Below are 22685 nucleotides of genomic sequence, written 5' to 3'. Positions count from 1 at the left end.
GATTGACTTGTTCAAAGCATCACATTTCGTTAAAGTTGCCACCTTGTATTCACACAAAGTTTAATTGAGAACGCCCCCGTGATTCTAAAACGACTAATTGGCTTGTTTTCGCCGGATTTAGCCATTGATCTAGGTACTGCAAATACCCTTATTTATGCACCAGGCCGTGGCATTATATTAAATGAACCAACAGTTGTGGCCATTCGTCACAGCGGCTCACAAAAGATTGTGGCGGCTGTAGGGATTGATGCTAAACAAATGTTAGGCCGTACACCAGCGAATATTTCAGCAATTCGTCCAATGAAAGACGGTGTGATTGCTGATTTTGAAGTCACTGAGACCATGTTGAACCAGTTTATTGGCAAGGTGCACGAAAAGCGTCTGTTTCCACCAGCACCGCGTGTGGTGGTGTGTGTGCCATGTAAATCGACATTGGTTGAACGCCGTGCCATTCGTGAGGCTGTGTTTAATGCAGGCGCGCGTGATGTGCGTTTGATTGAAGAGCCAATGGCTGCCGCAATTGGTGCGGGTATGCCCGTTGAACAGGCATGTGGTTCAATGGTGGTGGATGTGGGCGGTGGTACGACCGAGATCGCAATCATTTCATTACAGGGTTGTGTCTACGCAGATTCACTCCGTATCGGTGGTGATGTCTTTGATGAACAGATTATCAACTATGTTCGTAAGGCACACGGTTGCCTGATTGGCGAAACAACGGCTGAAACGATCAAGAAAGAAGTGGGTATGGCGATTGCTGATGGCAAAACGCTACAAATAGAAGTGCGTGGACGTAATTTAGCTGAGGGTGTTCCTCGTGCGATTACCGTAACTTCTGATGAAATTACTCAGGCGATTTCTGATCCACTACAAAGTATTGTCAGCGCTGTAAAATCTGCTTTAGAACAAACTCCACCTGAACTTTCTTCTGATATTGCTGAACGTGGCATTGTTTTAACAGGCGGTGGTGCATTGCTGCGTAACCTGGACAAACTCCTTGCCCAAGAAACAGGTTTACCTGTGATTGTTGCTGATGATCCTTTAACCTGCGTCACCCGTGGTGGCGGTAAAGTCTTAGAGTTTTTTGACAATCCAAACCATGACATGCTTTTCGTTGGTTAAACCATAAGGATCAGGCGGTGCAACCGAATCTTTTTTCAAGACAACCGCCATCTTTTCGCTCCTTTATCATTGCGGTCATTACATGTCTGGTGGTGCTTTTCTTTGACTGGCGCATGCCCTATGTCATCCAGCCTGCAAGGGATGTTCTGTACGCCGCGTATAATCCGATTTATGCGCTGGCAAGCTATCCTGTACTGTCGCGAGAATGGCTGAACCAACAAACCAAGTCTGAAACCCAACTGCGCCGTGAAAACACTGCGATGCAGGCTGAACTCTTACAGGCACAGGTTCGACTCCAAAAACTTTCAGAACTCTCTGCGGAAAATAACCGTTTAAGGGGGCTTTTGGATACGCCATTGATTATTGATGGTCGTATGCAAATTGCAGAAGTGATTGGAACAGATGCTGACCCTTTGCGTCATATCATCATTATCAACCGTGGTTCACTGGACCATTTAAAGGTGGGCCAGACTGTTCTGGATGATAAAGGCATTATGGGGCAGTTGATTAGTGTCTATCCGCACAGTTCGCGGGTGATGTTGCTGTCTGATAAAGAACATTCTCTCTCTGTACGTTTGGAACGTACGGGGATGCGTGCAATCGTCTCGGGTACAGGGGATTTGGGACAGCTCAAAATGGAGTATGTACCTACCAGTGCCAATATTCAGGTGGGGGACAAGGTGTTCAGTTCAGGCTTGGGTGAAAATTTTCCAGCAGGTTATTTAGTGGGAACGGTGTCTAAGGTGAGCCGTCATACTTCGGGTGAGTTTGCCGAAATTGATGTGAGACCAGCGGCCCAGCTTGCAAGTGGTCATCATGTGGTGGTGCTGTTCTCTGAATCCTTGGCGCAGGAGCAACCGTATGCCGATCGCTAAGCTGAATTATGAAAAACGTAAAGACCCGCTTTGGATGATCATCATTTCCATCGTGATCGGATCAATCCTGATGGTCTACCCAATTGCCTATGAAGCTTCAGGGTGGCGGCCATCATTGATGCTGATGATCATGCTGTTCTGGATTCTTTACCAGCCTGTCTGGTGTGGTGTCTGGTTTGCATTCGGCATGGGACTGTTCGTTGATTTGCTGCTGGATGCACCTTTCGGTTTAAATGCACTGAGTTTTGTATTTATTGCCTTTGCGACACGCTATTTTATTCGTGAACGCCGTATCCTGACTTTTGGAAACTCATGGGTGATTGCGGTGATTGCGATTGTGACGCATATCATTTTTCTGTGGATTAGCCAGACCATTGCAGGGACACATTTTTCGATTGCGCGTCATTGGCAGCCCGTGCTGACCAGTATCGTGACGTGGCCTCTGGTTTATTATTGTTTACACAAATGGCGCATATAATTCTCGCATCAAGCTCACCCCGTCGGCAGGAGCTGTTAAGGCAACTCGGTTTGGACTTTGATAGTTATAGTCCAGATGTTGATGAGGCTGTGCAGGACGGTGAAACTGTTGAACAGTATGTTGAACGCTTGGCAAGGGACAAGGCTCAGGTTGTTTTAAACCAGTACCCAGAAGCGATTGTGATTGCAGCGGATACCAGTTTAAGTTGTGCTGGAAAGATTATTGGAAAGCCAGAGTCAAAGCAGCATGCCTTTGAAATTTGGTCAGCACTTTCTGGACAGTGGCATGATGTCTACTCTGGAATTTGTGTGGCAAGCAGCTCGAAAATCTTGAGTACAGTAGTGCGTACCCAGGTTGAGTTCCAACGTTTGAGTGATGTGGAAATGGAAAAATACTGGGCTACTGGCGAACCTATTGGTAAGGCAGGTGCCTATGCGATACAGGGAATTGCGGCGCAATATATTCCACAGATTCGTGGAAGTTACAGTAATGTTGTAGGCTTACCCTTATATGAGACAGTACAGTTATTAGAAAGCGTTAAGGCCTCCGTATAAAATTACCAGGCTGATACTTTCGGATATAAGAATTTTTATAAAATTTTGAGTTGGTTATGGCAGAAGAATTGCTGATTAACGTCACACCGATGGAATGTCGTGTGGCCTTGATTGAAAATGGAACGGTTAATGAATTATTCGTTGAGCGTACGGTAAAGCGTGGTTTAGTGGGTAATATCTACAAGGGCAAGGTGGTGCGGGTGCTGCCAGGAATGCAGGCCGCCTTTGTTGATATTGGTTTGTCCAGAACCGCTTTTTTACATATCAATGATATGGTGTGGCCCCGTTCACAGCCAACTCCCAACGTTTTTGAGTTGCTACATCCTGGGCAAATCCTGACGGTTCAAGTCATGAAAGACATGCTTGGCACTAAAGGCGCCCGACTTAGCACTGACCTTTCTATCCCATCCCGTTATCTGGTGATGATGCCTTTTGGCAAGCATATTGGGGTTTCCCAGCGCATTGAGTCCGAAGAGGAGCGTGACCGTTTACGCAGCATGATTGAGCGTATTCAGGTCGAACACCAGTTACCAGGCAGCGTGATTGTGCGTACTGCCGCAGAGGGAGTGGATGAAGCGGCGATTGTGCAGGACATGTGCTATCTCGCCAAGCTTTGGGAATATATTCAACGTACCCAGCAAAGTACCGTTGTTCCATCCCTGATCTTTGAGGAATTGCCTTTGCCGCGCCGAGTGGTGCGTGATCTGGCCAGTGAACAAACTGCCAAAATTTATGTCGATTCACGGGAAATCTACGGCAAGCTGCAAGAATTTATTGATGAATTTATGCCGAGCATGCATGATCGTTTGATTCATTATCCTGGTGAAAAACCACTGTTTGACTTATATAACGTTGAGGATGATCTACAGAAAGCCTTGCAGACTCGGGTGGCGCTCAAGTCTGGTGGTTACCTGATGATTGACCAGACCGAAGCCATGACCACGATTGATGTCAATACAGGCTCTTATGTGGGTGGTCGTAGTTTAGAAGACACTGTGTTTAAGACCAATATGGAAGCCACACAGGTCATTGCAAGACAACTACGTCTGCGTAATCTTGGTGGGATTATTATTATTGACTTCATTGACATGCAGGAAGCCGAACACCGTGACGAGGTGATGCGCCAGTTTGAAAAGATGCTGGAACGGGATCATGCTAAGACCAAGATTACCCAGGTTTCGGAACTTGGTCTGGTTGAAATGACCCGCAAACGTACTCGCGAGTCTCTGGAGCATTTACTGTGTGAATCATGCCCAACCTGTCAGGGGCGTGGTTATGTGAAGACGGCGGAGACAGTATGTTACGAAATATTTCGAGAAATCCTGCGCTATGCCCGTGCATTTGATTCCAAGGGTGGCTTTACTGTCGTTGCACATCCAGCGGTCATTGATCGGCTACTCACAGCAGAAGCCCCAGCCGTGGCGGATCTGGAACATTTCATTAATCGCGTGATTAAATTTCAGGTCGAAAATCTGTATACGCAAGAGCAATACGATATCATTTTAAGCTAAAGTTGTAACAATATTTCGCTTAATCCTTGTTACAACTGAAATTTTACTTTCGATCACAAATTTTAAATACTAGAACAATAAAATGAGCCATAGGCACTATTGGGTGTCTTAGCAAAATATAAGAGGTATATAACTATGAATGTCAGTGAAAGATTAGTGAATCACGGTTTTAAGCATGTTTTGGACAGTAATCCCGTAAATACGTGCTATATGGTTGATAGCCAAGGTAAAGAGGTTCAGATTACCACGGCCATGATTCGTTCCGCTTGTCATCAGCTTTTACAACGTTGCCGTGCAATTAAAAAATAAGGGGCTATGTAAAGCCCCTTAATTTTTTCTGCGAACTTAATTCGCAACTTTCTGTTCTGGCAAGTCCCGAATCGCCTTTTCAAAACGCTGAATTTCATCCTCTAAATGCGTAAGAAGTGTCTGCATTTTTGGTACAGTATTACGGCACGCAATTAAACCGACTTCCAACTTGTCCAGATAACTGGTCATGGTGATGTTGAGTGCTTGACCATCCATGACGATAGATGCAGGGTAGAGCGCATCAAGTTTCGCACCATTCCAGTATAAAGGTTCACGTGGGCCTGGTACATTCGAGATCACAAGATTAAATGCCTGATGTTTTGGAAGCATGCCTGAAGCAATGTTTAAACCTGCTGGCCCATAGACTAATGCACTATAGTTTAGGATTTCGTTTGCACTCATGCGGCTAAACCGCTGTTTTGAGTTCTGCACACTACGGCGAATAATTTCTAAACGTTCAATTGGGTCCGCAATATGGGTGGCTAAATTTGCCAGAATCATGGTGATACGGTTGCTGAACTCAGAATCATCTGTACGCAATGAAGCAGGCACCATTGCAATTAACGGTTTTTTCGGCAAACTATTTTGATTGATCAAATATTCACGTAATGCACCAGAACATACCGCCAATACCACATCATTAAGGGTAACGCCCAGTGTTTTGGCAATACGACGGAAACGTTCCAGCTCAAAAGACTGGGCAGCAAAACGGCGGGAAGAGCTTACACGTTGGTTTAAAATTGACGGTGGTGCCTGAAATGTTGACACATGGTCAGGGTTTTTCCCAATTTCCTTAAACAGTGTTTGTGAAAGTTCCTGCATCACTTTAGGTGCAATTTCACACTGGGATTTAATCGTATCCAGAACTCCCCTGATTTTACTGACAGCAGGGGTTTTAGGTGCTTTCAAGCGTTTAGTACGCTTTCCTTCGACACACCATAATGGCACGACATGCTTTTCATTCGGATCTTTTGAAAGCGATTTTTCCACTAAACGCATACCTGCAACGCCATCGACCATCGCATGATGAATTTTGAAATACATCGCAAAACGATTTCCTTCGATTCCTTCAATCACATCGCAGGTCCAAAGTGGTTTTGCACGATCAAGCAGTGAGCTATGTTGTTGCGAGATATAGACCAGCAATTCACGGATACGGCCTGGGTTTGGTAAGGCAATATGGCGGAAATGGTGGTCAATATCGAACTCTTCATCCTCTCCCCAAAATAGCCCATTAAGCTGGTTGTTGAATGGTGGAACAGGAATACTTTTTGATTGTCGGATATCTTGAACTAGGTCATGAACGAAAGTAGGCGATGCATTTTCTGGAATCTCAAATAAAAACAAGCCACCTACATGCATAGGTTGCTGTCTTTTCTCTAAAGAAAGAAAAATGAAATCGATTGGGTGTAATGGGCGCATGTATATAGCCTCTCCTTGCATTTTTTATAAGATACTTGTAGGGTCTGATGACACTTCAATCATGCCGTGCATAGTCTAAACAATGTGCTATATCGCAATGGAACATAGCTCGCAAGATCGCATCCAACACACCCTATAATTCTTATTAGAATTATTGAACCGTTGTGTGAAGTATATACGGTTTAGTCTGGTTAAAATATGACTTTGTACAGAGGAGTCAGAAAAAATAAAACCACTGACGAATCAGTGGTTTTTATATACCAAATCTGCTAGGCACTATTATTTAAGATTGCCTGCATGCAAACCACATTCTTTGTGTGTGGCTTCTTCCCACCACCAGCGACCTTCACGTTCATGCTGATTCGGAAGTACAGGGCGAGTACATGGTTCACAACCAATCGAGATAAAACCACGCTCATGCAGTGGGTTGTATGGAATCTCCATCATCCGAATGTAACTCCATACATCCGCGCTGCTCCAGTTGGCAAGCGGGTTGTATTTAATTAGTTGTTTGCCCTCGCCAGAGAAACCGACATCGGCTTGAACCACAGGAACATCACTGCGAGTTGGACTCTGGTCCTTACGCTGCCCTGTAATCCAGCCATCTAAAGTGGCAAGTTTCTTACGCAAAGGCTGCACTTTTCGAACACCACAACATTCCTGATGCCCATCTTCAAAAAAGCTAAACAACCCTTTTTCATTAACCAGTTGTTGTACTGCTGCGGATTCAGGGAAGCAGATTTCAATAGTGATATTATAGTGCTTACGGACCGTTTCAATAAATTGATAGGTTTCCGCATGCAAACGACCTGTATCCAGACTAAACACACGAAAGGGTTTGCCAAGACGTGAGGCAATATCAATCAGCACAACATCTTCCGCACCCGAAAATGAAATTGCAATCTCACCTTGCTGGCTAAGTGCGAGTTCTAAAATTTCTCGTGGCGATTTGTCTGCGTATTCAGCAGCGAGCGCATCTACAAGGTCAATAGTAGGAATAACAGTCATGAATGTTCCTGGCGATAGGCTTGGGCACAATTGTAAATCATTATAAGCAAAGCTGTTGGCCTGCTTGTGGTTTTAATCTTGCAGAATAAAACCGTTTTATTCAACAACAGCGCAAAATTGAAAATGTTAATGGTATGATACAGCAATTTTTAACCAACATTGGAAGCATTCATGGAAATCGTCTGCCTAGATCTTGAAGGGGTTTTGGTTCCAGAAATCTGGATTAATTTTGCAAAGAAAACTGGCATTAAAGAACTCGAGGCAACAACTCGTGATATTCCAGATTATGATGTATTAATGACCCAGCGTTTAAACATCCTTAAACAACATGGTTTGGGTTTAAATGACATTCAGGACGTTATTGCAGACATGGGGCCTTTTGAAGGTGCGAGAGAATTTGTGGAATGGGTGCGTACTCATTTTCAACTGATTATTTTATCTGATACATTCTATGAGTTTGCCCATCCATTGATGAAGCAGTTAGGCTGGCCAACAATTTTCTGTCATAAACTTGAGACCGATGAAAATGGCATGATTACTGCCTATAAACTGCGTCAACCAGATCAAAAGCGTCAAGCTGTAAAAGCATTACATGGTTTGAATTTCCGCGTGATTGCTGCTGGTGATTCCTATAACGACACAACCATGCTGGGTGAGGCTGATCACGGTTTCCTGTTTGATGCGCCAGACAATGTAATTGCTGAATTTCCACAGTTTCCACCACTGCATGGTTATGAAGCATTAAAGCAGGCGATTCGTTCAGTATCTCAGCGTAATATTCCAGAATAAACCCAAGATTTTCTGTTTTTAACTGTGATAATAGAAAACTGGATAAAACAAAGGGCACATCATGTGCCCTTTGTTTTGATCGGTCAAAATTAGAATTTATAACCAATTTTTAAACCGTACGCGATTGCATCATTGTTTTTAAACTCAGCCACATAACCTGGTGTGTTGAACTGAGAGCCTGACTGGGCTTTTGCATCACCTAACCAGAAATATTTCACTCCACCTGCGATGAATGTTGCTGGGGTAGGGTTGTATTGAACACCCAGACCAAGGTTCCAGTAACCTTCCGTTGGACCAAGTGTGGTCACAGGATTACCTGCACCAGAGTCCCAGCCTACAGAGACATTACCCGCCCATTGATCATTCAGTTTACGGCCCACACCCGTGGTAATTGAATATTGATCGTCAGTATAGGCTACAAGGTCAAAACCGTCTTTCTTCCCTGTTGAGGCAACAATAGGAGGGAGGATGGAGGCTGCCCCAAATTTATAAGGACGAATAGCGAAGTCTTTCCAGTTCACCCAGCGTAAATTGGCAAATGCAACGGTGTTTTCCATAATTCCAGTTTGGAAATCGAGGTTGATCGATTGTGGGGTGGTGATTTCAGTTGTACCTTCTGAATGATTAATTTTATTTAGAACTGCATCCAAACCTGCACTGCCAGTCATGCCTGCAATACCATGATTTTCATAAGCATTCATTTCATGCTTGATTTTTGCACGGTAAGTCAAAGAAGCTTTGAGTGCAATTTCAGGAATTTGATAAGCAACACCCGCTAACCAGCCAACTGCTTCATCTTTGCCTGTTTTGAAGTCATAACCACTGTAGGCATTATAACTTTTGCCACGTAACAGTACGGTACTATCTAGGGTTTGATAGACCGCACCCGCATAAATATTCCAGTTTTGATTCGGTTGATAACCGAGTAGCAGATTTAAGTTTTCAGTATCAACTGTAACTGATGTGCCGCCTTTAAATGGAACAGGGCGGCTTTCGATAAAGTTACTTTTGCCCGTGTATTCTGCATCTGCGCCATAGGGCTGATCATAAATCAAACCAATCGAAAGTTTTTCTGTGGCTTGAATTTTTAAGGCTGCATTGGGCGCGTAATAGTGATTGGCCATATCACCTGTATTATTTTTAGATGTGTCTTTACCCGAAACACTCGGATCTAGAACGGTGATACCTGCTTCAAAATAGTTATTTGGCTGTAAAAAAGCGGCAATTGATTGACCTGAGCGATCCAGTGCTGCGGCGAATGTTGTTGTTGGAACTAAGCTAAGTAGAAGAGCCGTTTGAATAGCATTCAGCTTCATTAATATGTTCTCTCAAATCACTTTGTAACAGAATGGCGCGAAAAGTAACATAGTTTTTATTCGCTTAAATAATTTACAAATGTCAATAAATGAACGGTAAAGTCACTGAAAATACTTGAGCATTCACGGTTTTTATTGATGGTTTTAAACTTTGTATCACTGCTGATTTATTTAGTTATGATTTTGATTTTATTTATTAAAGTTGTATAAAAAAAGGCCATCCCAAGATGACCTTTTATTGAAAACTGTGGATTAGAAGCGATAGCCCATTTTTAAGCCATAGGCGATTGCATTGTTGTCTTTAAACTCTGCAACATATTCATTTCCACCTGCTTGAGCACCAGTTTGTGCTTTAGCATCGCCTAACCAGAAATATTTCACGCCAGCAGCAATAAAGGTTGCTGGCGTCGGGCTAAATTGAAGACCGACACCCACGTTCCAATAACCTTCTGTAGGACCAAGTGTTGTTACAGGGTTACCTGCACCAGAGTCCCAACCTACAGAAACGTTACCAGCCCATTGTTCGCTTAGCTTACGGCCAACACCTGCGTTAACAGACCATTGATCATCAGAATATTCAACTAAGTTGAAACCGTTTGGACGACCAACTAAACCACCGATTTGTTGAGACAATAAACCGAACTTGTATGGTTGGATTGCAAAGTCTTTCCAGTTGACCCAGCGAACGTTTGCAAACGCAACTGTATTCGCCATGATACCTGTTTGGAAATCTAAGTTAACAGACTGTGGCGTTGTAATTTTGGTCTTTTTACCCGCACTGCCTTCTTCAAGTGCTTGTGCTTGAGCTAATGCTTGAGCAGGAGTAATGCCCAGTAAACCTGCTAACACGGCTGGGTTGTTAACCAACGCAGAGGTTACAGAGAAATTTTCATTAATATTTACTTTGTGATCGATTTCTGAACGATATGTCAAAGATGCTTTAAGCGCAATCTCAGGAATTTGATAAGCTGCACCGACTAACCAACCAGCACCGCCAGTTTCTTTGATATTCGCATCATAGCCATTGTAGATACTATAAGCTGTACCACGTAGGTTTACATTACCTTTAACTGTTTGGTAAACACCACCAGCATACAGGTTGATGTTTTTAACTGGTTGATAGCCAAAAACAAGAGAAATATTTTGCGTATCTACTTTTACTGAAGTATTACCTTCGCCTAAAGCTGCATTTGCATCAGCAAGACCTTTTTGTAATGCTTTTACTGGTGCACTATTTAAGAAGCCTTGAGTGACTGCTGCTTGAGCCTGAGCAGGGGTCATACCACCTTGCACAAGTCCAGCAATTTGCTGTTGGCCTGTTGGAGAGCTTAAATAATCAGTTACTTTCTTTTGTACTAAAGCATTTGTTTTTTCAACAGGTAGAACAGTATCAGAGCCAGGATTCGATACAAAAACGTTGTTTCCAGAATATTGAGCATTTGCACCATAAGGTTGGTCGTATAATAAACCGAAAGAAACGTTGTCAGTCAGTTGTAATTTTAATGCTGCGCTAGGGAAATAATAGTCATCCGCCATATCCCCAATTTTTCGTGTTGTTGATGATGTGCCAGCTTCTTGGCCTTTCACTGTTGGGTCTAGAACCGAAAGACCAGCTTCGAAGTAGTTACCTGGTTGGAAAAAAGCAGACATTGACTGACCTGAACGATCCAGTGCTGCTGCAAAAACTCCAGTTGCAGGTAGCGTCGCTAAGATCATGGCAGTGCTAAGATGTTTTAATTTCATTTTAAATCTTTCCTTGAATTTCAAGATTTGTTAAGTAAAGAAGCTATGATTGGCACGCCAAACTGATTATTAAATGTATTTGGCTATAACTTCATGTAACAAAAATACCATAATTAGAATAAGAGTAAATATTCTAAATGAACTATCCAGTACGAATGATTGCATGAAAATGGATAAAAAAATGCTATAAATAATTATATACATATGTGTTTTTATTGATAATATGATGAAAAATATAAACTATTATTCTAAGATGATAGAGCCAATTTTTTGCATTTTTACTAAAAAAATTTTTTGTAAGGTGAAGGGTTTTTTGTAAAAAATAGAATTTTTATAGAGGTGGTCCCACTTTTTTGAACAACTAAAAGCTTATTTATAAGTAATATTCTGCTCTATAGCTGAATACGTAATTTATGGCGAATTCAAACATGAGGTGCGACAAGATTGGGAATATGAACCAACAAAAATGTGGCGCTATATTGGTAACTATAAATGGAAAAGTATTTAGCTAAAACAACAGGATGCACAAGGGAAATGGTTGCAGACAGTATGGCAGGTGGATGACTCTCCATGTTATGCAGGTTTGGGGCGTTGGACCAAAGATAATGGGGTAACGGAATGGACTTCAAATGAAACCTATCGTCCATTGCCACGCCGTGAGCATACGATTCGTAATGATTACGATGTGATTATTGGGACCAACCGCCATGCATTGACAGCAACGGGTTGGGTGCATGAACAGGACAATATCAAGTTTGATAGCAAGACCATACTGCGCTGGCACGCAAATTGGGTGAATCAATACTTAGGTCTTTTTTATTTCTGGCATGCCATTTGCTTTTAAATAATTAGACAGGCAAAGATGCCTATTTCAATTAATCACTACGTTTTTATAGGCAAAGGGGCCTAAAGCTGAAAGATGCTTTAGGCCCTTTTTTTATAAAAATTTTTAAAGAAACTATAGAGGATTGTTTATGTCGTATATTGCGCCATCCGAGTTTGCGGTCAAGGTTGTTGATGCAGGCGAATCAAAACTGCATATGGCAACACGGGATGTGATGATTCGTGCCTATATGGCAGGGGCAATCCTTGCGATTGCGGCTGTATTTGCGGTGACGATTGGGATTCAAACAGGTGTGCCACTTATTGGTGCGTTGTTGTTCCCAGTGGGATTTTGCATGTTGTATTTATTGGGTTATGACCTATTAACGGGCGTTTTTGTATTAACGCCATTGGCATGGATCGACAAGCGTCCAGGGGTGACCATTCCAAGAATCCTGAAACACTGGGGCTGGGTGTTTTTAGGTAATTTCGCGGGTGCATTAACCGTCGCTGTGTTGATGGCAGCTGTTTATACTTATGGATTTGCCACTGAACCAAATGAAATTGGTAATAAAATTGCGCATATTGGTGAAAACCGAACCATTGGCTATAAGGAATATGGCTTTGGTGGCTGGATGACAATTTTCATTCGCGGCATGCTGTGTAACTGGATGGTTTCACTGGGGGTGATTGGTGCGATGGTCTCGACCTCGGTGAGTGGTAAGTTCATTGCCATGTGGATGCCTGTGATGCTGTTCTTTGCCATGGGCTTTGAGCATTCTGTGGTGAATATGTTCCTGTTCCCATTTGCCATGATGATGGGTGGTGATTTTTCAATTATGGATTATTTCCTATGGAATGAGATTCCAGTTGCATTGGGGAATTTAGTGGGTGGTCTGGCTTTGACAGGTCTTGCGCTCTATACCACGCATGTTAAAACAGCACCAAAACGTAGCTTCTAATGATTTGCTATTGAATGGCATAAGGGGATCAGGGAGTGATTCCCGTTCAATACTGAGATAAAAATGACACAACAATTACAGGTTGAACTGGGGCAATATTCTCATCAAGGTCGTAAAAAGCTCAATCAGGACTTTTATGCCGCAACTTTACCGCAAAACTATCTATTGCAGCATAAGGGCATGGCATTTGCCTTGGCGGATGGTATTAGCAGCAGCAATGTCAGCCACATTGCCAGTCAAACCGCCGTTACAGGATTGCTATCAGACTACTTTTCCACGCCAGAAACATGGACCGTCAAAACCTCGGTGGAACGGGTACTGACCGCAATCAATGGCTGGTTATACGCACAGACTCAACAGAGCCAGTATCGCTTTGATAAAGATCGTGGTTATGTCTGTACCTTGAGTGCTATGGTGCTGAAAGGGCAGATTGCCCATCTGTTCCATATTGGCGATAGTCGAATTTATCGGCTGCAATCGGGTCAATTGGAACAACTGACGACAGATCATCGGATTTGGTTATCATCACAAGAAAGCTATTTAAGCCGAGCCTTGGGGGTTAATGCCAAGGTAGAGATTGATTATCAAAACTATGCCTTATATGAGGGCGATATTTTTATTTTGATGACCGATGGGGTGTATGAATATTGTCCCCAAGCGCAACTCATTCAGTTTTTAACTCAAACAAATACCAGTTTAGATCAAATTGCTCAGCACATTGTGGAACATGCCTATCAGCAGGGCAGTACCGATAACCTGACCATTCAGATTATTCAAGTGCAAAAACTGCCTCAAATTGAAGCACAGGATATTTTGCCTGAATATGCACAACTGGCTTTTGTGCCAGCGTTAAATGTGCCTACGCAATTTGATGGTTATCAACTGCTTCGGGAAATCTATACCAGCCACCGTAGTATTTTATATTTGGCACATGAAATAGATCGGCAACAGTTGCTGGTAATCAAAGTGCCTGCCTCTGAGGTGCAGCATGATCAATATTTGGCTGAACAGTTTTTACTGGAGGAATGGATTGCCAAGCGGATTCATAGTCCTCATGTATTGAGCGCCTATCCTCAAACCCGACCACGACATTATATTTACCATACCATGCATTATGTTGAGGGACAGACCTTAAAGCAATGGATGCTGGATCAGCAACAACCGATTGCATTGGATCAAGTACGTCAAATTATTGCGCAAGTTGCCAAGGGTTTACAGGCAATGCATCGACTGGAAATGTTGCATCAGGATATTCGCCCAGAAAATATTATGCTGGATCGCTTTGGAACGGTAAAAATCATTGATTTTGGGGCTTGTCGTGTTGCAGGCATTCGCGAAATGCAACGGGAAACACAGGATGCTGCCTTGGGAACGTTGGCCTATATGGCACCTGAATATTTTTTACTGGAACCTGTTTCAGCCCGATCAGACCAATATTCGCTTGCCGTATTGACCTATTATTTATTGACAGGGGATTTACCTTACCAGACCAATATTGCCAAATGTAAATCCAGAAAAGACTTGAGGAAGCTGTATTATTTTTCGGTCTTTGAATATCGCAAAGATATTCCGATCTGGGTTGATCTGGCATTGGAAAAGGCGGTTCGACCTGATCCTGAGCAGCGTTATGAGGACATCTCAGAGTTTATTTATGATTTAAATTATTCTAATCCTCTGTTTGTGCAGCCAGCACGTAAATCATTTGTAGATAGGGACCCTGTTTTATTCTGGAAAATGCTATCTGCAATCCTGTTATTATTGCTTTTGGGCCTACTTTCCCTATTACACGGCAATTAGTTGTTTTTTATTAGTTTTCTGTAGCGTTGATTTCTACTTCTCATAACTGGTGTTTAGCACGAATCTCCTAAAATATTGTAGATTATTTTACCTTGCGGTTAATTTAATTTTTTGAATCATAATTTTTATTTTGGATATTTAAATGAAGTCGTTGTATCTGGTGCTACTGGGCGGCAAGCATGAACAAGCCAATGTTGAGGTGTATGATGTCATCCCTGTGATTTGCAGTGATTTAACAGAAGCTTAACCCATGACCATCGTATAGGGAATAGTCTTTCTCTTTTGGTTTTGCACTTGAACACTTTGAATCTGTTAGGGGGGGATGTGTTTAGCCATAGCGAATGAGGATACAAAAGTTGATAGAACTGGATATATCCTCATTTTTTGCAACGGTATCCTTATTTATTATTGTATATTTTGTCATGTTGTTTTGGTTAAATTGTTATATATCAAAGGCTTTTAAATATATTTTTCTATATTTGTTTATTGTGATTGTGCGCCCTGCGGGACTCGAACTATTATGTTGTATAATTGAATTTTAAGTTTATAATTTATGAATTAAATTGATTTTACCGCAAACTATACCGTAAAAAATAAAAGTACTCTATTTATAATTGAGTATTGATCTGATAGCGAGTATTGCGCCCACCACCTTCCAATTTGATTATACACTCTTTTCCGAGCAAGTCAGATAAGTGACGAGTAGCCGTTGCTTTACTGACTTTAGCAACCTTTTGATATTGTGAGGCACTGATACCATGTTCAAAACCATTTTCCCCTCCATCCAATAAACGATTCAATACTTTGCGTTGTCCTTCATGAAGATCTAAGTTTGAATATTTATGCCAAAACTGGCTCTTAAACAATGTTCGATCAATTTGCTTTAGCGTCGTTTCAAGGCTGTCATTTAAAGTATCTAAAAACCAGACAAGCCAATTGGTGATATTGGAATCATTTTTTTGGGTTTGTTCTAATATTTCATAATAACTTTTGCGTTTATTTAATATAACGGGGGACATCGCATACAAACGTATACTCTGTTCATCCATTTGTGCTAATGCAAGGTCTGTGAGGGTACGTGTAATACGACCGTTACCATCATCAAAAGGGTGAAGTGTGATAAACCATAAGTGAGTAATGCCTGCACGAAGTAGTGGGTCAAGCAACGCATCGGTTAGACTATGATTAAACCAATTTATAAAAGCTTCTAAACGTTCTTCTAGTCCTTCTCTAGGAGGTGCTTCAAAGTGAACGGTCGGATAGTCCAATCGACCAGAGACAACCTGCATTGGTTCTGAACCTCTGAGTTGACCAATACGTAAACGCTGCATTGTCCAATCAGGGTCATTAAAAAGCCATTGGTGCCATTGCATAAGACGTTTAACAGTAAGTAGTTGCTTTACGTTATTAAGCGCATCCAGCATGATGTTGGTTAAGTCTTCAGATCGGTCTGAACTTGGGTAAGGTTGTTCAAGGGTAACACCCAAACGACGAGCAAGTGAGGAGCGTAATGAATACACATTTAAGGTCTCATTTTCAATCGCTGATGACGCTACAAGATTGGCAAGTAGAGTATCTAAAGTGAATTGTTCTTTGGCTAAATCATGTTGACTTTGCCCAAGTAGGATTCCAATTTTTTGATGAATTTGTCTGGTTTTGGGTAAGATGATTTCATCTTCCCATGTGAAGTTTACCCAGTTGTCACTTTGCCAAATCCAATCTTGCATCTTAATCTCCACTTAGAGTCTTTCCAAGGTGAGCTAAATATAACACATATTCGGCTCAATAAATGAGTTGAATGTAATGTTTAATGAGCTCATTTATACTCATGTACCTCTATTGAATGAGGGGTACATTATTGCTGAATCACTTTTTTTAATTAGAAATAGTAAATAATAACTGTTCAGGCCAATTCACATCTATTGCAAAGCCTATCTTTTATCAAATTTCTTGATTGCTCTCTACCATACTTTAAAAGCATAACTCACTTACTTTTTGAAAGTTTGGTTCAGGTCTTAGGCCTCCATTACTCTTTACTCCAAGCAATAACGGATATAGCCAGTTTTTATACGTAGAATTGTTGTTTTTGGTGTTAATTAATATTCATTTTTTATAGTGAATAATGATCTATTAAAATAATGATTTTAATGTAAAATAAATACTGATTAATAAAAGTAAGACTTTATTATAGTCGTCTAAATATAAAGGATTAGTATGGAAAAGTACAATTATCTTAAACGAATAATAAAGAATGATTTGTATAAGGTGCTTCGCTATAAATATCCTTTGTGGTTTCAACGAGTGTCAAAAAGAAATCAGCAACATGAAGTTGTTATTTTTCGAGAGACAATTGATCTATTGGAAAACTATGATCAGTTGTTGCTGGTGCTCAAGAATGATCTGGAACCAACACTTGATGAACTTCCATATTTGACTGTTGGGCAGCGTGTAGGGCTGAATAAATGGATTAATGGTCTGAGATATCCTCGTGATGTTTTAACTGAACGGGATCATTTTGATTTTTTTATCTTTAGAAAAATTTCACAATATCTAGGTTTTAATCATGAGCTTGATCAATGCAATCATGGTCTAATACGAAATTTGAATATGCGCTTAGGGCAAAGTGCAATGAGATTGTGTGTTGATTCTCATCCGCTTGTAGCAAGCGAATTTAAAGATTATGAGCTGGATATTTTTTTTGATTTCTTAGAAAGATTGAAGCCGAAAGTATTAGCAGACTCTTCTGTTGATGAACAATTGGGCCTAGATGTTTGTGAGGAGCAGTACGAGCAAACATTCAAAAAAATTTAGATGAACATGAGCAGATTTATGTCTTTTGCTTCGATGTGACAATTCATCGAGATCAACCAAAGGGGGAGGATGATTACCTAAAATTGTATTCAGACTTTGAGGATAAAATAAAAGCGATCTTGCAGAAAGTTGATGGATTAAACACACTTATTCATTACTTGTTTAAACTGGAACCAAGTCAGGAATTTGGCATCAATCTACATTTTGTTTTGATTCTTAAGGAAACACAGCACTTTCCTGAGAATACATTTATCCTAAAATTCAAGAAAGAGTTGGCAGGTATTTTTTCTACTTTGTCGGATAAGTACACTGTTAGAAATTGGAATGATGTTGTTCGCAAACACTTTAATAAAAAGGCAGTTGGCTTCATCAAAAAAAGTGATGTAGCAGCCGTAAACGAAAGTTGGTACTGGATATTTAGCTACTTCTTTGCTGTAGAACAGGTTTTTAAATTTAATTTAGGTTTTAACCCACATCGGATAAAAGATGGATGTTTGGCTCTGCAATCATCATCTTTACCTACTTCTAAGAATTTAGAGTCGCTATCCAAAGGCTATTGTATCCTCAATGACCTAAGTGAACAGGATACAAGGATATTTGCTCATCGAAAACATTTAGCAAAACCTGCACAGCAATATTTGAGCTACGCTGACCTTACTTATTCAGAATATTCATATTTGCCAGTCAATGAAGGTGGGCATTTAACGATAGGTTATCTGTTGGGGCGAATAGAAGTGTTTTGCGAAACCCTAAAAGCGGTGAAACCTGAATTATTTATTATTCCGAACAAAGTGTTGTTTGGTTTTTTCTCACCTGAAGAATATTCAAAAATGCACACTCGATTGGGTCGGATGTGGTTGAGTATTTTTAAAACTTTACTTAATGAGCCAGATCTCTTTCAGTACGTGTTAAAAGCACAATTCCGTTCTCAAAATGTATTGTCCTTTTTAAGTTTTTTGCAGGCAAATTGGAGTAAGTTGAAAGAGCTTCAATCTCCGCCATTGAATGACGTAATCATAGTTCAACTTAATGAAAAAATGAGCATTTTAAAGAATGAGCTATCACATCACGATTTTATAAAATCTAAAACAAGTTTAGATGGCAATTTAAAAAAACTCACCAAGTACACTCGTTATTTGCTAGCCAAAGATGTTTATGCCTTGCGTATCCGTATCGAGTTCACTATCCCAAACAAAAGTTTGAATCAGACAGAGCAATCATCGATTCTGACTGAATTCTTACGAGTGGGTCAGTCAGCACAACCACTAAGTTGGCTTAGAGGCTATTTGTTGCGTTGGGATCAATATGACTGTGTACAGCGGCAGAGCAGACAAACTTATGCGGATTTAACCTTGTTTTTTGAATATCAACCCAAGCTGCAAGATGCCAATTTGCCAGAGAAGCTAAGGCGGTATTTGGGTAAATTTATCGCACGCTATAACGAAAAGAACAAACTGAGTAACTCAGCGAATGAAATACATTACAGCATGCGTAGTTGCAATATTTTTGCTCCAAAGGCCGAGTTAAGACATGAGGTTTTAAAAATTGAAACCATTGATAAAGACCTTCGGAAAAGCTTCCTGAAATACTATTTACCTTATTTTTACTTTTTGGACTTGTTTATACTATGGGTGGATATGGAAAATGGTAAGAAAATCAAACGTTATACGAAAGGACAGGAACCAAAATCTAAGAAAATTTCAACCACAGAGGGCAGCCAATCATCATGATTGATAACGTATGCTCAATGTGATTCCTCCTTGAGATTTGACCATAAGCGTTGAATAACTTTAGCTTTGCTCAAAATGATCAATTTCCTAACATTCCCTAAGGTAAATAGATTGAAATGTTTCTATATTCCAATGAATCCTAGGGCATTTTTTTGTCTGAAAAGCTGTAGTAGATATTATATATATGAATTATATAACTAAAGATTAAGAATTAAAAAATACTCAAACACCTGATCTGATGAGCATATTACGGAATTAGTCATCATGAACATTCACCAACACACTCTCCATGAACCAAGATTGCTGATTGAAATTGAATCTTTTACAAAAAGGATTATTAACAAAGGTTTGAAGAGAAAAGACCTACCTGAACTGGTTAGATTGCTAGATGCCTTTGAACAAGTTTATTCCTGTAATCATGTATATGCAGACTACGTTGGTTTATTTGAGTTTTTAGCTAGCTATGAGTTTTATAGCTTTAAGCACATTCAAGATGGTCAATACACATATGCATCTCTTTTAGAAATAAGTGATTGGTTATTAGATGCTTATAGTTGGTCATTCCAAGTTAATAAGAAAAAAGTCCTGAGTGATCTTCGTCAGTATAAGTTTGGTGTTAAGAGGAGATTAGGAAAACTTCGAACAGCTGTAGAGAGATTATTCCATCGTTATAGCCGTAATCTTATTGTCAGGGTGGATTTGAAGTATCACGTGGATAAACAGCATATGGTTGATATTGAAATGTTTAATCGACACGTTCAAAGGCTTCGTAACCGTATGGCAAATAAGGATAAGTGTTTTAAAAACCTGAAACTGAATGCTTGGTGTTTAGAGCAGGCACCAGAAGGCAGTTATCACGTTCATTTATTTTTGATCTATGATGGTTCTACATCTACGTATGACTGCAAGCTTGCTAGATGGGTGGGTAGGGTATGGATGGATAAAATCACGGAAGGGCTTGGTTATTATTGGAATTGTCATACCTGTAAACATGCGGATGAAGATTTAGAAGAGAATGACACACAGCGAGTAAATACAGGACGTAGACAAGAAGCTCAACGTTACAAGTATTTGAATGGGCTGGGTATGATTAGTCGTGACGATCCAATAGGATTAGAAAGGCTTAAAGCTGTGTATAGCTATTTAGCTCGTATAACCGCTAAAAAGATTGACCAACGGCTTAGAGTTCGTGTGAAAGGTATGAGGGCTTTCGGCTGTTCTTCATGTTGATTGAGGACAAGGCTATACATCTCAATACAGTAGGATAGAGTTATATACTATTAGCTAAAAATGCAAATTGGAGTTTCTAAGGAAATGAGCCGTATCTGGCTCGTTTCCTATGGGCGAAATTTAGATGCTCTATGTAGGTTTGAATTTATGTTTTGCTGGTAGATTTTATGTTAAATTGTTTTTAGTAATTTATGTTTTAATTGTATTTTGCATAGTTATCAATCTGGTTTTGATTAGAGATCAATAGTCATATGAATGTTAAGGAAATCAATGGTCCTTGGAAAAAAGGAATTGTTTTAGATAAGCATGTTCTAAAGAGTGAATATCTTGGTGAAAATGAATATGGTCGTCCTATGTTTGACACTAAAAGATCTGACATAGGTCAATCATTATTTTTATTAAAATATAGAAATGATTGGAATCAGATACCTACTTTAGTTGACTCTCTATCTTCAGTAATAAATGAACATTTTAGTGAAAAGATAGGATTCATTGTTCCTATGCCTGCATCTAATAATCGTGATCGCCAGCCTGTATATGGGTTAGCAGAAGGGCTTGGGCAAGCTCTAAATATACCAGTATTTACTAATATTTTACATAAAACAAAAAATGGAACTTCTCTTAAGGATTTACAAACAAGGGAGGAAAAAGAGTCAGTCTTAGCTAATAGTTTTTCACTCTATGATGGCATTCGAAATGCTGGATGTTGGAATGTGTTACTTATAGATGATCTATTTGATACAGGGGCTACTATGGAGGCTGCTTGTAATGTGTTAAGCTCATATCCTAAAGTTAAAGATATATATGTAGCAGCATTAACTTGGAAATAGCAGTGAAAAAAATTTTTATTGCTGGTTCTATCAGTATTAAAAAACTAGATGAATCAGTAACTAAACGTATTGATAAGATGATCAACCAAGGATATGAAATTATCCTTGGTGATGCTGATGGAATTGATAAAGCTGTACAAAATTATCTTAATATTCAAACGTATAGTAAAGTCACTATTTACCATAGTGGTACTATAGTAAGAAATAATCTAGGCAATTGGTCTACAAAATCAATAGCTACAAATTATAAATTTGGTACAAGAGATTTTTTTACTGCTAAGGATGTAGCTTTAGCAAATGATGCAGACATTGGGGTTATGCTTTGGGATAAAAAAAGTACAGGGACATTAAAGAATATTATTGAGCTTATTAAGCAAAATAAAAAAGTTACAGTTTTTCTTCAACAAGAAAAGAAATTCCAACGTGTTTATAATGTTGATGAGTTCTTATTAATTACTCAAAAAATGTCAGAGTTATCCCTGAAAAATGCAGATAAAAAAATTAATATTTCTAAAAATATTGAATTACTTAGAAAGAGCAATATGCAACCAAGTTTTTTATAGGGCTCAATAGTTAGCCCTATAAAAATTAACTTACAAATGCTGGGTTGAACATATAAATAATAACAAATGCAGCGATAGATCCCGTTGCTATAATTTTATATCTATTATCAAGTATTTTCCCCGTTAAATTAATATGTAAAAAACCTGGAACAGTTGAAATAAGTATTCCTATAGTTAAAGAGAGTATAGCTCTTAGTACTACCTGTTGCCAGTTAGTAGGGCTTGGAATGAATAAAGAAATGATAAGTATGAGTGCTAGCCCAACACCGCCAATAATAAGTGATAAACGATCAGACATGCTTAGATTAAACTCACTTTTTGTTGCTTTGGTATCAAAGCCATTTGTGCTTAGTTCTAAATCTTTAAAGCGTTGCTTTAATTCAGGAACCCCTTTTTTTGAATATTGTACTGTTATTCTCTGAGTGTTAGTTAGTGCTTTCTCCGAAATTGCTTTGCTAAGATCAATATGAGAGATATGAGAGTTAAATAATTGTTTTAACAATGTAATATGCAGTAAATAAGTTTCTAAGATTGCAAAGCAATCATCTGCAAAACTACTAACAGCAAAACCTTTTAGCGCAGCTTTGTCATTAAGAATCTTATGTGAATAACTCTCTGCAATTGAGAAGTATTTTGTCGCTTTTTCTAGGTACTCTAGAACATCTTCAGTCTTAATAGTTTTATTATTTGTTTTGGAAATTACATCCTTTAAAAGAGATATAGAGGTGGTCCCACATGTTTGAACAACTAAAAGCTTATTTATAAGTGATATTCTGCTCTAGTTAAGCTACCTTATTTTGTTGTGGTAGCTGGTCA

20 protein-coding genes and 2 pseudogenes are annotated in these 22685 nt (G+C 39.8%); 15 read left to right on the top strand and 7 right to left on the bottom strand.

What is annotated here, in order from left to right:
- Positions 1 to 78: 78 nt before the first annotated feature.
- From F988_RS05460 to F988_RS15050, 6 genes are all read left to right on the top strand, one after another.
- Complete coding sequence (locus F988_RS05460; protein ID WP_004678210.1) at positions 79 to 1119, top strand: rod shape-determining protein; 1041 nt, start codon at positions 79 to 81, stop codon at positions 1117 to 1119.
- A gap of 17 nt (positions 1120 to 1136) precedes the next feature.
- A complete protein-coding gene (gene mreC / locus F988_RS05455) occupies positions 1137 to 1994 on the top strand; it encodes a rod shape-determining protein MreC (protein ID WP_004681616.1) in 858 nt (285 codons plus the stop codon).
- Positions 1981 to 2472 carry a rod shape-determining protein MreD gene (mreD, locus tag F988_RS05450; RefSeq protein ID WP_004681615.1) on the top strand — a complete coding sequence of 164 codons (492 nt, stop codon included), beginning with the start codon at positions 1981 to 1983 and terminating at the stop codon, positions 2470 to 2472. Before mreC ends, mreD begins: the two co-directional genes overlap by 14 nt.
- Entirely contained in the window at positions 2460 to 3026 is a 567-nt protein-coding gene (locus tag F988_RS05445; RefSeq protein WP_004681613.1) for a Maf-like protein, read from the top strand. The genes mreD and F988_RS05445 overlap by 13 nt, the downstream gene beginning before the upstream one ends.
- A 56-nt stretch (positions 3027 to 3082) precedes the next feature.
- Positions 3083 to 4537, top strand: a complete 1455-nt coding sequence (rng, locus tag F988_RS05440) for a ribonuclease G (protein ID WP_004681611.1) — start codon at positions 3083 to 3085, stop codon at positions 4535 to 4537.
- Between the two features lie 135 nt (positions 4538 to 4672).
- The gene (locus F988_RS15050; RefSeq protein ID WP_004681609.1) at positions 4673 to 4846 is read left to right on the top strand and encodes a PA1571 family protein; all 174 of its coding nucleotides are present in this window, start codon (positions 4673 to 4675) and stop codon (positions 4844 to 4846) included.
- A gap of 36 nt (positions 4847 to 4882) precedes the next feature.
- Here F988_RS15050 and F988_RS05435 read toward each other — a convergent pair whose 3' ends face one another.
- Complete coding sequence (locus F988_RS05435) at positions 4883 to 6268, bottom strand: WS/DGAT/MGAT family O-acyltransferase (protein ID WP_004681608.1); 1386 nt, start codon at positions 6266 to 6268, stop codon at positions 4883 to 4885.
- A 279-nt stretch (positions 6269 to 6547) separates the two neighbouring features.
- Positions 6548 to 7276: a phosphoadenylyl-sulfate reductase gene (locus F988_RS05430; RefSeq protein WP_004681607.1), complete on the bottom strand. Its 729-nt coding sequence runs from the start codon at positions 7274 to 7276 to the stop codon at positions 6548 to 6550.
- A gap of 171 nt (positions 7277 to 7447) precedes the next feature.
- On the opposite strand from F988_RS05430, the gene thrH reads away from it, so the two are divergent.
- A complete protein-coding gene (gene thrH, locus F988_RS05425; protein WP_004678194.1) occupies positions 7448 to 8065 on the top strand; it encodes a bifunctional phosphoserine phosphatase/homoserine phosphotransferase ThrH in 618 nt (205 codons plus the stop codon).
- 89 nt (positions 8066 to 8154) lie between these two features.
- Here the strand turns inward: thrH and F988_RS05420 are convergent, their stop codons facing one another.
- Both F988_RS05420 and F988_RS05415 read right to left on the bottom strand, forming a co-directional pair.
- Complete coding sequence (locus F988_RS05420) at positions 8155 to 9381, bottom strand: OmpP1/FadL family transporter (RefSeq protein ID WP_004681605.1); 1227 nt, start codon at positions 9379 to 9381, stop codon at positions 8155 to 8157.
- A gap of 252 nt (positions 9382 to 9633) precedes the next feature.
- A complete protein-coding gene (locus tag F988_RS05415; protein ID WP_004681604.1) occupies positions 9634 to 11124 on the bottom strand; it encodes a long-chain fatty acid transporter in 1491 nt (496 codons plus the stop codon).
- Positions 11125 to 11560: 436 nt separating this feature from the next.
- Here F988_RS05415 and F988_RS05410 point away from each other — a divergent pair.
- From F988_RS05410 to F988_RS05400, 3 genes and pseudogenes are all read left to right on the top strand, one after another.
- A pseudogene (locus tag F988_RS05410) lies at positions 11561 to 11919 on the top strand (DUF6607 family protein); the annotation flags it as partial.
- A gap of 179 nt (positions 11920 to 12098) precedes the next feature.
- Positions 12099 to 12908 (top strand): formate/nitrite transporter family protein, encoded by an 810-nt coding sequence (locus F988_RS05405; RefSeq protein WP_004681602.1) that lies wholly within the window; start codon positions 12099 to 12101, stop codon positions 12906 to 12908.
- Positions 12909 to 12971: 63 nt separating this feature from the next.
- On the top strand, positions 12972 to 14705 hold the full coding sequence (locus F988_RS05400; protein ID WP_004681601.1) for a bifunctional protein-serine/threonine kinase/phosphatase: 1734 nt from the start codon (positions 12972 to 12974) through the stop codon (positions 14703 to 14705).
- A gap of 244 nt (positions 14706 to 14949) precedes the next feature.
- Here F988_RS05400 and F988_RS15750 read toward each other — a convergent pair.
- Positions 14950 to 15024: pseudogene (locus F988_RS15750) on the bottom strand (integrase arm-type DNA-binding domain-containing protein); the annotation flags it as partial.
- Positions 15025 to 15313: 289 nt separating this feature from the next.
- Positions 15314 to 16432 (bottom strand): Fic family protein, encoded by a 1119-nt coding sequence (locus tag F988_RS05395; protein ID WP_004681598.1) that lies wholly within the window; start codon positions 16430 to 16432, stop codon positions 15314 to 15316.
- Positions 16433 to 16919: 487 nt separating this feature from the next.
- On the opposite strand from F988_RS05395, the gene F988_RS05390 reads away from it, so the two are divergent.
- The 5 genes from F988_RS05390 to F988_RS05370 all read left to right on the top strand — a co-directional run bounded on the left by F988_RS05390 (position 16920) and on the right by F988_RS05370 (position 21869).
- Positions 16920 to 17516 carry a hypothetical protein gene (locus F988_RS05390; protein ID WP_004681597.1) on the top strand — a complete coding sequence of 199 codons (597 nt, stop codon included), beginning with the start codon at positions 16920 to 16922 and terminating at the stop codon, positions 17514 to 17516.
- A gap of 272 nt (positions 17517 to 17788) precedes the next feature.
- Positions 17789 to 19246, top strand: coding sequence for a hypothetical protein (locus tag F988_RS05385; protein ID WP_228127115.1), 1458 nt, complete (start codon positions 17789 to 17791; stop codon positions 19244 to 19246).
- 264 nt (positions 19247 to 19510) lie between these two features.
- On the top strand, positions 19511 to 20476 hold the full coding sequence (locus tag F988_RS05380) for a YagK/YfjJ domain-containing protein (protein ID WP_004681595.1): 966 nt from the start codon (positions 19511 to 19513) through the stop codon (positions 20474 to 20476).
- Positions 20477 to 20727: 251 nt separating this feature from the next.
- Complete coding sequence (locus F988_RS05375; protein WP_004681593.1) at positions 20728 to 21306, top strand: ComF family protein; 579 nt, start codon at positions 20728 to 20730, stop codon at positions 21304 to 21306.
- A 2-nt stretch (positions 21307 to 21308) separates the two neighbouring features.
- On the top strand, positions 21309 to 21869 hold the full coding sequence (locus F988_RS05370; protein ID WP_004681592.1) for a hypothetical protein: 561 nt from the start codon (positions 21309 to 21311) through the stop codon (positions 21867 to 21869).
- Between the two features lie 25 nt (positions 21870 to 21894).
- Here F988_RS05370 and F988_RS05365 read toward each other — a convergent pair whose 3' ends face one another.
- Positions 21895 to 22371, bottom strand: coding sequence for a hypothetical protein (locus tag F988_RS05365; RefSeq protein WP_004681591.1), 477 nt, complete (start codon positions 22369 to 22371; stop codon positions 21895 to 21897).
- Positions 22372 to 22685: the final 314 nt, after the last annotated feature.

The sequence above is a fragment of the Acinetobacter parvus DSM 16617 = CIP 108168 genome (genome assembly GCF_000368025.1).
GTDB lineage: Bacteria > Pseudomonadota > Gammaproteobacteria > Pseudomonadales > Moraxellaceae > Acinetobacter > Acinetobacter parvus.
Note: the sequence above shows the minus strand (reverse complement) of the source record. Positions and strands in the feature narration are given on the sequence as shown.

Bases quoted from the DNA above. Each gene is read 5' to 3' on its own strand.
- mreD (WP_004681615.1), top strand. From the start codon at position 1,981: ATGCCGATCGCTAAGCTGAATTATGAAAAACGTAAAGACCCGCTTTGG.
- F988_RS05445 (WP_004681613.1), top strand. From the start codon at position 2,460: ATGGCGCATATAATTCTCGCATCAAGCTCACCCCGTCGGCAGGAGCTG.
- rng (WP_004681611.1), top strand. From the start codon at position 3,083: ATGGCAGAAGAATTGCTGATTAACGTCACACCGATGGAATGTCGTGTG.
- F988_RS15050 (WP_004681609.1), top strand. From the start codon at position 4,673: ATGAATGTCAGTGAAAGATTAGTGAATCACGGTTTTAAGCATGTTTTG.
- F988_RS05435 (WP_004681608.1), bottom strand. From the start codon at position 6,268: ATGCGCCCATTACACCCAATCGATTTCATTTTTCTTTCTTTAGAGAAA.
- F988_RS05430 (WP_004681607.1), bottom strand. From the start codon at position 7,276: ATGACTGTTATTCCTACTATTGACCTTGTAGATGCGCTCGCTGCTGAA.
- thrH (WP_004678194.1), top strand. From the start codon at position 7,448: ATGGAAATCGTCTGCCTAGATCTTGAAGGGGTTTTGGTTCCAGAAATC.
- F988_RS05420 (WP_004681605.1), bottom strand. From the start codon at position 9,381: ATGAAGCTGAATGCTATTCAAACGGCTCTTCTACTTAGCTTAGTTCCA.
- F988_RS05415 (WP_004681604.1), bottom strand. From the start codon at position 11,124: ATGAAATTAAAACATCTTAGCACTGCCATGATCTTAGCGACGCTACCT.
- F988_RS05405 (WP_004681602.1), top strand. From the start codon at position 12,099: ATGTCGTATATTGCGCCATCCGAGTTTGCGGTCAAGGTTGTTGATGCA.
- F988_RS05400 (WP_004681601.1), top strand. From the start codon at position 12,972: ATGACACAACAATTACAGGTTGAACTGGGGCAATATTCTCATCAAGGT.
- F988_RS05395 (WP_004681598.1), bottom strand. From the start codon at position 16,432: ATGCAAGATTGGATTTGGCAAAGTGACAACTGGGTAAACTTCACATGG.
- F988_RS05390 (WP_004681597.1), top strand. From the start codon at position 16,920: ATGGAAAAGTACAATTATCTTAAACGAATAATAAAGAATGATTTGTAT.
- F988_RS05380 (WP_004681595.1), top strand. From the start codon at position 19,511: ATGAACATTCACCAACACACTCTCCATGAACCAAGATTGCTGATTGAA.
- F988_RS05375 (WP_004681593.1), top strand. From the start codon at position 20,728: ATGAATGTTAAGGAAATCAATGGTCCTTGGAAAAAAGGAATTGTTTTA.